The 9,947-nt window shown below is 39.0% G+C and carries 5 protein-coding genes and 5 pseudogenes; 8 read left to right on the top strand and 2 right to left on the bottom strand.

What is annotated here, in order from left to right; all coding sequences use genetic code 11:
* From KFE26_RS22760 to KFE26_RS22740, 5 genes and pseudogenes are all read left to right on the top strand, one after another.
* Positions 1-604, top strand: a pseudogene (locus tag KFE26_RS22760) (IS4 family transposase); the annotation flags it as partial.
* 561 nt (positions 605-1,165) lie between these two features.
* Positions 1,166-1,501, top strand: a complete 336-nt coding sequence (locus tag KFE26_RS22755) for a hypothetical protein (RefSeq protein ID WP_249195890.1) — start codon at positions 1,166-1,168, stop codon at positions 1,499-1,501.
* 470 nt (positions 1,502-1,971) lie between these two features.
* Complete coding sequence (locus KFE26_RS22750; RefSeq protein WP_212601805.1) at positions 1,972-3,249, top strand: hypothetical protein; 1,278 nt, start codon at positions 1,972-1,974, stop codon at positions 3,247-3,249.
* A gap of 207 nt (positions 3,250-3,456) precedes the next feature.
* On the top strand, positions 3,457-6,165 hold the full coding sequence (locus KFE26_RS22745; protein WP_212601804.1) for a hypothetical protein: 2,709 nt from the start codon (positions 3,457-3,459) through the stop codon (positions 6,163-6,165).
* 393 nt (positions 6,166-6,558) lie between these two features.
* Positions 6,559-7,482 carry an IS5 family transposase gene (locus KFE26_RS22740; RefSeq protein ID WP_212601803.1) on the top strand — a complete coding sequence of 308 codons (924 nt, stop codon included), beginning with the start codon at positions 6,559-6,561 and terminating at the stop codon, positions 7,480-7,482.
* Here the strand turns inward: KFE26_RS22740 and KFE26_RS22735 are convergent.
* Positions 7,470-7,673: pseudogene (locus tag KFE26_RS22735) on the bottom strand (hypothetical protein); the annotation flags it as partial. The gene KFE26_RS22740 and the pseudogene KFE26_RS22735 overlap by 13 nt on opposite strands.
* Positions 7,674-7,861: 188 nt before the next feature.
* On the opposite strand from KFE26_RS22735, the gene KFE26_RS22730 reads away from it, so the two are divergent.
* Positions 7,862-8,818, top strand: coding sequence for a fused DSP-PTPase phosphatase/NAD kinase-like protein (locus KFE26_RS22730; RefSeq protein ID WP_212601802.1), 957 nt, complete (start codon positions 7,862-7,864; stop codon positions 8,816-8,818).
* A gap of 151 nt (positions 8,819-8,969) precedes the next feature.
* On the opposite strand, the pseudogene KFE26_RS22725 reads toward KFE26_RS22730, so the two are convergent.
* Positions 8,970-9,192, bottom strand: a pseudogene (locus tag KFE26_RS22725) (IS30 family transposase); the annotation flags it as partial.
* A gap of 47 nt (positions 9,193-9,239) precedes the next feature.
* On the opposite strand from KFE26_RS22725, the pseudogene KFE26_RS22720 reads away from it, so the two are divergent.
* Positions 9,240-9,458, top strand: a pseudogene (locus KFE26_RS22720) (transposase); the annotation flags it as partial.
* 71 nt (positions 9,459-9,529) lie between these two features.
* Positions 9,530-9,947: pseudogene (locus tag KFE26_RS22715) on the top strand (transposase); the annotation flags it as partial.

Here is a 9,947-nt window from a genome sequence, read left to right as displayed (position 1 = left end):
TCCTTTCGGTCGCCAATTTTCACTAAAAGCGCTTTATCCCCAAGCCCGTCGTCGCGCAAAACATGTTGGGCGGGTGGCGTTATCGGTAAAGAAACCTTTGTTATGTGAGATGGTATTGTTCAGGGCCCCAAGTAAAGGCAGAAAAGGTCAGCGAAGTACGACAACAGACTGTCACCATACTGCGCAATGGACGTATGAGTTGACCGCCAAAGAGCCTTGGGCACTGGTGACTAACTTGACTGTGGAAGCCATGTCACCTCAAAAACTGGTCAATATTTACCAAAAACGAATGCAAATAGAAGAAACCTTTAGAGATTTAAAAAGTCCCGCTTATGGCTTTGGTCTACTTCATAACAGAACACGTTATGCGGTGAGGATGGACATACTGCTATTGATAGCGTTATTGGTGCAACTGGCATTTTAGTGGGTAGGATTATACGGAGAAACACAGCAATTACAGCGGCACTTCCAAGCCAACACGGTGAAGAAACGGAATGTGCTATCGACAGTCAGAATGGGCAAATAACTGCTGCGGCGACTGCATGATTACACCATATCAGCAGATGATGTGCTTTGTGCTGCGAAGAAACTAGCTGAACTCTGATTAACTCATGGTTGGTGGGGCTATGAATTATATGGGGATCCTACAGCGCCCAGCATGGACTAATGAGTTGAAAGTCCTCTGTAGAAAGGTCACCGTTTTAATAACATATTGTTATTAAAAGTTAACTGCTAGCGAATGGCGAGGGCTTATCCGCGAGGATTGGTCTGAAGGAAGCCGCTAATAAATTTGCGAGCTGATGAACAAGAACATCATATGAGGCGTAGGCTAGAGGTGAGTTGGCACAAGATGACGAAACCACATGATCTAATGGCCACCGTAAATGAAACAGCAGTGCAAAGAAAGTTCATGTCCTTATCTGTTGAGATCTGTTTAACACGCGATCGGTCATTAACCAGTAAGGCTCTGCTTTATAAGTGCCTTGGCTTTTCAGTGTCATCGATTGAAAAGAGCGAACCAGATGAAACCGATAGCGCATGACGGGGTAACTTGGTATGTGATTAAGCAGAAGTCAGCAGACGACATAGTAGCCCAACGCCCATCTTAATGGATGGGACAGGGTGAAGGCCTGAACATTTAGAATAAGGAGGAGTCTTATCAAACTTGTTGATACCCACTACGTCGCCAGACGATTACTATCAACAGCGTATTGATCTGCAACCAGCCTTGAACAGCGATTTATTCCAACAACTGCTCGAACCAGAGAACTTACATCGAGCGTGGCGGCAAGTTAAAGCCAATAAAGACGCGGCAGGCATCGATGGCATAACCATCGAAACCTTCTCACTCTGGATGCAAGAAGGCGGCTGGCAACAGTGTAAAACTCAACTTGAGCTAGGTGAGCATCAACCCTCAGTACCCTCAAATCATAGCTGCAAGATCGCAGTTTGCAACAGAACCATAAAGCCCATTCACGTGATAAAACATGAAATAAAATGAACGGTACACACCAAGGAGATAGTGTCATTATAAACCATTAAGGTTTCTATGGTATAAAAACACAAAATAATTCACTTTTACTATTCTATGATTTGATCAAAATTAAAAGGATATCTACATACTCTACATACATTGGGAATGGAGTTTGTGGATATATGAGCGTTCGTTCAATGAATTTAAAACTATTAAGTGTGGTAATGGCCATTTTATCGGTAAGTCGTTCTGTAATCTCTGCAGAGCTCAATCTATATGATGCAGATGGCCCTCATCAAGCCTTGACATAAATTGCTCAAAAGAAGCCAAAGCTTTTTATGATTATCGATGAAGTGAATATGCTTTAAATTTTTTGAATGTGTAATATTAAAAAGTAGTTTCTCCTAGTGATGTTGTGTCTTTAACTTCTTTATCCTATGTATTCATTATGGATATGGTAATTTAACGACATTGAATTCGTTTCCGTGAGAGGTATCATGTTAAAATCTGTAAATAATTTTCATTGCCTAATATCTGGTTCTGATTTATTAAGTTCTAATGAAGATTCAGGGTTATTAATAAGAAGCATCAAAAACAATCAAGAAGCAAAACAATTTATTTTACTTTGCTTTGAGAACCGTTTTAGAAAATTAAGGAATGTAAATAATGTTTTTTCTGAAGGGCGCTGCTCCGTCCCTTACGCTGTAACAAAAGAAAATAAGGTAGTTTACTCTAATTATGGTGAACATCTTGGTTTCAACAAAATTGTTGATGGGCAAGAATTAAAACCATATAGTTGCCAAACTAGTTTATTTCGTCAACTAGAATATCAATCATTACTCACTTCTTTAATTATAAAGAATCCCTTAATCACAAGTGAAGCAGTTAACAGTGTATCTAAAGGTGTTATTTCATTTCTTCAATCTCGATTTAGTGAAAATGCAAAATCATTTTCAGATACTCTTAAGAAAAACATAGGGCATTATTTTTGGACCAATGGCCGCGCTAGTTTTGGTCGTATCTCACTCGATAGCATAGAAAATATAGATTCAGATGAGGTTCAAAAAAGTCTTATTCGAGTCCTTAAGACTGGTGAAATTGCTCAAATTTTGGCAATTCATGATGCTGTTGGAAGGAAGATACTACCTTTTTATGAGTGTGATGAAAGATCGAAATATCTTTCGATCGCTAATACTGTTCGACAAGACTGGTTTGATAATGCTCAAGTAAGGGGAAGAAAGCGTAAACAAGATCTAGGTGTTCCGTGTCAAACTGTTGGCTTATTACCTCCTGGCTCGGTTGCAGATCAATCAGTAAAGGTTCAAGTAAGACATCGAGCTATCGATATGTTTGAACGCGATGAAAAACGAATGAGCCATCCTGAAGCTGATGATTATTATGATGATTTAGATACTAGAAACTTATTATTTGGTGCAGGGATATCAGGTACTACGGGAACTCTACTGCAATCAGCAGAGGCCTTTGGTCAACTCCATACTCTAGAGCTTAAGAAACAATACTGTGCAGCTATTGCAGGATATTTAGTTGGTGGCGGTATGCACAGTTATCATGAAGTAATGGTTGTAGCAGAAAAAATTGGGGTTCCATATCAGGCGGGTTCTTCTATTGAGTCTTTACCTGACTTATTGTTAAAAAATGATGAATTCCAGAAATTAGCTACTGAGTATTATGATGTAGCTGTATTGGGTGCTACACATTGGCGCTTTAATCAAAACTGTTTACCTTCACATTTAAATACACAAATTAAAAAATAATCATAGTAACCTTACTTTATGTCTATCATAGAAAGGTGCTTTTAAAAACACCTTTCTTTACATTGTCTGTGTTCTGGTCTAATCCAATCTGACACTTAATTTTGAGACAGTATAGTCAATAAATTAAGAGGTCTATATTCATTATCTGATGAACAGCACCTAAACTTACATATATGTAAGTGTTAATATCTAATTGAGAGAATTATTATGCCAATAATAAGAACATATAATTTGCAAGAAGCCGGCGCAACAAGATCTAATGATGCATTACCACCCAGTACACTGGAAATCTTAAGGGTAACTTCGCTTCCATCGATGCCGTCTTGTAGTTCAATACAAGAGCAAAGTAAGATGGGTAATCAGCATTTAGGCGGGTCCCGAACTCAGATAATAACCTCATTAACATCAAATAGTAGTTTACACTCAGATGGCAGAGTCATTACCGAAAGGCTATCTAGCATTGTTGATAAATTACATGATCGCATAACTGGCTCTAACCTTGTGAATCCAAAGAGGTGCGGCCTACTCTCATCAATATTAAGCACCATAAATCAATCTTCACAACAGACAGGTATTCTATCTATAGATGACACTGCAAAGCTGTCTTATCAATTTGAGAAATTGGCAAAGACTTTACCTAAAGGTAACATAAAAGACATTTTCAGCTTACTCGGTCAAAACATGAAAAGTGGCTGGATAATGCAAAAAAATCAAGAACTAAACGAAGAAAAAAAACAACAATTAGCCCCTTTGGCTAGTCCCGGAACATCGGAAAACCATAGCATTTCAGTTGGCATAAGCACAGGGATAAGTATGCTTCCTGTTTCTGCGGGGCCGGGCTCTGTAGGGCCTTATGCAGGCTTATCTGTTGGGGTTCAAAAAGCAAGGAGTTTATCGGCTGATGATGAGACGAGTTTTTTTGTAAATTCAATAACTAATTGTAAAGTCAGTGTTGACGCTGGGGCGCAAGTAAAGCTCACTGACCAAATAGGTGCCAAATTGGGCGCTAATGCTCAATTTAACCACACTAAGGTTAAATTTAAAGCATATAATAGTGTCCAACAATACGTTGATAAAAAAGGGCATAAGCTCAATTGGGCTAATCGCAGTGAGTATGTGAATATTTCGAAAAAAAATAAGGTAACACATTTTATTAAAAGCCACCTTCTTTTTAAGTTAGGTTCAGAATTGAAAAAGTTAAAACACGAGCGCCAACAAGCTGCAAATAGTCAACATCGCCTAAATCATTTACTTGAGACGGTGTTAGATATAAAAACCACAGTTACCGCCACTGCTCCTGATCGAAGTAAGCCAGCATTTGGACATTATAATACCTGGGCCGGAGAGGTTAAATTAGAAGCTAATGCAGGGGCAACGGTAAATGTTGGGGAAGTAGGATTGAAATTAGCCGCGGGGGCAGCGGTAAGTTATCAAGAATCAGTGACTAATATTTATGGATTTATGCCAAGCCAGTTTTTTAATATCATTAAAAACAATGCAGATAAATTGGCAGAATTACCAGCGAATCTGATTCGGCATGCAAAGGAAATCGCAGATTATTCTTCAAACTCAAACAGCGCCACTAAATGTTTGAAGCTTTTATCACAAGATATTGATAGTTACTATAAAATAGTACAACAATATGATGATGTAAAATCTGGAAAAAATCCAACTCAAGACGAACTTAAGCTACATAGAATAGCCAAGCACACCATTGAAGATCGCTGGGGAGCCATTGGACGCCATCAGTTTTTACAATTTGCCAATGCCTCTCATGCTTATTTAGCGCATAAAGCAATGACAGTAGTTTCTGGGGAAAAGGTATTAACGAGTGAACAACAAGCATGTAAAATGGACTTAATAGAAAATGTTGCAATAAAAATTAAGTTCCCACCCATAGAGTATTCCAAGACACGTTTAGATAAAATAGCGACATTTATGCAGCAAACTTATTTAAAGATCACTGACAGTAAAACAGCGATCCATATATCGACCGGTCCCTTTTCAGCTCAGTTAGATATATTAAAACGCGAACGTATTCATCCTAGCAGAGTTCGCGCAGGCAGTTATGTTGATCTTACTCTAACATGGACTATCTCAGGCTCCTTACAAGGAGCTCTTGATAAGGTCAGCATTACAGCAAAAATTAACGAAGCGGCGGAAAAGGAGGGAATAACATTACCGCAGGAATTTGATTTCTCCCCAGATCTAAGTGGCGAAAAGTCTGGGTCTGTATTGATTCGCTTCTTTAAACCAAACTATGCTAAAGATGCTGATTTTAAAGGAGATATAGGTTATCGATGGCAGTTTATTCGTCATATAAATTCTGTTTCGGCGGGTGGGAAAATAGGTGCTTCTGCAATGGTTGCACCTGGGGTAAGTGTTGGAGGAAATATCGGTGTTAATTACAGTAAATCCACAATGTCCAGTGAAAAAATAGGTATAGAAGATCTCACTTATAGTATGGTACGTTACAACCGCTTCTTTGAGAATTCAGAGCAAAATCCAGCCAATAATGAGTGGCAGGAATTTGAACGTAAAAATGAAATTGAGTATAAAAAAATGTTCCGCCACCTTGGAGAACAAACACATAAAATCCATAAAGAAGCACAGCACTTTTTACGTGAGTTAATCGCAAGAGCACCTGACGAACCTAATAAAGCCAAGGCTGAGTCTTTACTTCATGACTTTAATCAAGCAATGAGTAATTATAGCGTGGACCCTACTAGTATAGATAAATTCAATATCGCAAAAGTGTATTTTAATGAGTATCTCGAGAAACAAACACTCCCATGGAGAGAAGAACTTATGAGTTATACGACTGATTTACCTTTCGTACAAACAGCCAATTCAGGGTTAAGCTTGGGAACTAAAATTAAAAAATCACTTAATCTCCATGAAAGAGTGGAAGCGTAAGCTACATCAGCGCTTCACTTATGGTATTGCTAGTCAGCAGGGAGGCAGGATAACCGCATGAGTACTTACTTTTTGAACTCTACGTTTGACCTGCCATAATGAAAAAGGAAACATCCTAGCGATGAAGATTTAACGAACTCCTGCAGCTCGTTAAATCTTCTAATTTTGTTCAAGAAATGTTTGCATTATTGCCCTGTTCAAACGGCCTTCGCAGTGAATCTGCCTTGTTGATCAAATCGTTTCCATGGTGCTTAGTCACGGAATCAAAATTAGACTCCATGACGAGTTAACATGATCCCGTAAAATTAATACTGGCTTTGTTTCCTAAATCGGTTGAACTAAAGCCGTAGCCGCTGATCTGATCGGCATCGCCTATCAACTTACCCATCAACCGTGTCAAAACCTCGCTATAAAACAACCAACTGGAAGCAATACAACCAAGCCTTAATCAACCGCGGTTCACTTACCTTCTGGATTGATGAGGATGCAATTGCTAAGTGGAAAGCCAAGGTCAAGCAGCCAAAGAAAGGTCGCCCTCAAGTGTTTAGCGACTTAGCCATTACCACTGCGTTGATGGTTAAGCGTGTTTTCTCTATGCCACTGCGAGCCTTACAGGGCTTCATCAATTCGGTGTTTAAACTGGGTGACATCACATTATCTTGCCCGCATTACACCTGCATCAGTAAACGCGCGAAAACGGTCAATATTGCTTTTAAAACCAAGACTCGCGGCGCCATTGAGCACTTAGCTATCGACTCGACAGGCTTGAAGGTCTATGGCGAAGGTGAGTGGAAAGTGAAGAAACATGGTACAGATGGAAAGCGCCGAGTGTGGCGTAAGCTGCATATTGCCGTAGATACACATAGCCATGAAATTATTGCCGCAGAACTCAGTTTATCAGGTGTTACAGACGCTGAAGTGATGCCTAATTTACTTAAGCAAACCTATCGAAAAATCCGCAATATCTCGGGTGATGGTGCTTACGACACGAAAGCCTGTCACGAAGCCGTTCGTCGAAAACGCGCTTTAGTGCTCATTCCACCTAGGGAAGGTGCTGCGCTATGGGAACAAGGGCATCCACGAAACTTAGCCGTCAGTTGGCAACAGCTTCATGGCTCAAATAAGCAGTGGAAAAAACGATATGGTTATCATCGCCGTTCAATCTCAGAAACCGCTATGTACAGGATAAAACAACTGCTAGGAGGCACGTTGAGCATGCGGAATTATAAGGCTCAAGTGGGAGAAACTTACGCGATGATTAGGGCTTTGAACAAGCTTACTGGACCAGGTATGCCTGAAAGCCACTATGTAGCTTGATATTTGAACAATGATGGGAGTTTTGTTCGCTGACTCGATTTAGGAAACAAAGCTTCCTTTACCTGATATTTGTCTTTTTTGCGGACTTCCTTTCCAAGTTTAAAAATTGATAGAACCGCACGCTTTTTCACTGTATTGGCTTGAAAATATCGCTGCCATCCAAGGTATTGCATTGCTAACCCAATAAACCAGTGTCATAACCTACTCTTATATTATAGGTATAGGTCTTCCATGATAAGTTGTCGTCAGGAAATATCATAAATAGTCTTGTGACGATGAAGCTTTGGATGTGATAATTTTTTTATTTTTTAATCACTTTTCTTGGAAGGGGAGAGTGAAGATTAATTTATTTGTAGCAATGGAAGGACGTGATAACTAAATGAGTATTTTCAATAGAATAGCGCATCACCACACGATTAATGAAGCTGTTTCTCTCAAGTTAAATAATAAGACGGTATCTGATAAAACCATTAGTAAAATGGCGAAAAAAATATCTAATCTGACCGATCAACATGAAAAGTTCAATGCTCTAAAAACGAGTCTTGATATCGTAAAAAATATTAAAGAAACTCAAGCTAGAGTAAAATTGACAACTCTTCTATTAAAAGATATTAACGTGCTTAGCCCATACCCTGATAATGATAACCGTATAGCTCATCTTACTCCGGTAGATAAGGTTGGGGGATTCTCTAAGTCAAAAGGGAGTGCAGTAGCTACATGGATGAGAGAGTTACCATCAACTCTAGAGACGATAAAATCTAAGCAACCTGGATTATTAAGTCTACCAACAGTGACAAGTATAAAAGGGTTTAAGGGGAATGTTATTATAGATGGTCAGACTATTTTTAAAAATTTTGCATCTGTAGAGCCAGGGGTATTAGCTAGAGGTTCTGCTCCTCATTATATCAATGATGATAGCTCTCAAATAATGTCTAATAAAGCGATTACTTTTTTAATAAACGAAGGTTTTAATCAAGTCATTAGCCTTAATTCTGTTGAGCTCAGTCAATCAGAAAAAAACTCATTAACAAAGTCCGGCATAAATTATATTCATATAAAAACTGATGACTTTTCATCTCCAGATAAATCTAAATTACTACAATCAGTTATCGCCATGAAAGGGAAGAATACTTATGTGTACTGCGGTTATGGTGCAGGAAGAACTGGGACTTTAGTGACTGCTTGGCAAATACTAAATAACAAAGGAGATTTAACGGAATCTACTGTAGAAAAAGAAAACCAGTTAGCTATTTTAAAAGAAATAGATGAAATGCATGCGTTATCAAATAGCATCGAAAGGCTAAATATAGGGCATGGTTCAAAAAAGCATATTTAGGGGTATTCCAGATAAAAGTCCATAGCTATCTTGAAGTAATTGTTACACAAGGTTTCATGAGGTTTATGAAAATTAGGACGTTTATCATCTGACTTTTAAAAAAATTAGAGGGTTATGCTAGAATTTAACTCTATAGTGCGACACTCGACAATTAAGCCGCTAATTGGTGAAAAACCACCGTTAGCTGCTTAAGCTTTAAATACTTATTTGGCCGATAGTTAATAATATTCTGAGAAAATTCGATTAATTCATCATTCACTAGCCTCAAATTAATAGTATTTTGTGACACACTGCCGGAGTAATCTATTGGTATTTTCATTCGCCCCCGTTTCACGAAAACGATAAAGGTGCGCAAAATAAACCTTGGCATCCAGTGTTGTCTAATCGCCAGACACCTAGCGATTATTGCTTCTAACGGAATGTGGTGGCTGTTGAGCTGCTACCACCCTCTGGATTTGGGCGGATACGTTTAAGGCAAGTAGAAAGTGCAACTAAAGAACATATCCATCAATTCATTCAAGATGTAATAGAACCTGGTAGCACAATTTGTAGTGATGGTTCTCAAGCATACAAACAAATAGACAAAAAAGGATATAGGCATAATCGGATAGTACATTTAGGTTCATCTGTACCTGCACATCTAGTCGCACACTGAATTTGGCCTCCTATAAGAAATGTTATGATCCCCTCATAACCCATTTAGGTGACAACATGAATAAAAGTAAACTTGCTCGATATAGCGTAACCATTAGCTTGAAACCGCTCAATTAGCCTTTGAACAAGGATACACACAAGAATCGGCGGCAAAAGCCATGAACGTGGGTAAATCAACGGTCAGTAAGTGGGTAACACAGCTTCAGGTTGAGTGCCAAGGGCATGCTCCGAAAGCCTAACCAATGACACCAGAACAGGGCACTTAAACGCGAAATTGAGCGGATTAATCTCGAGAAAGAAATCTTAAAAAAGACTACCGATCTATTGATGTCGGACTCGCTGAACACATCTCGATAATCGAGAAACTCAATCAGAGCAACAAATACCCTATTTCAGTGTTATGCCATGTATTTAACGTGAACCGGAGTAGCTACCGTTATTGGGTGAGCCGTGAACTTGTAGCGACACCTGAACA

Source organism: Shewanella sp. M16 (genome assembly GCF_018224605.1).
In the GTDB taxonomy this organism is placed as follows: domain Bacteria; phylum Pseudomonadota; class Gammaproteobacteria; order Enterobacterales; family Shewanellaceae; genus Shewanella; species Shewanella oncorhynchi.
This window is presented reverse-complemented; position numbering and strand designations above follow the sequence as displayed.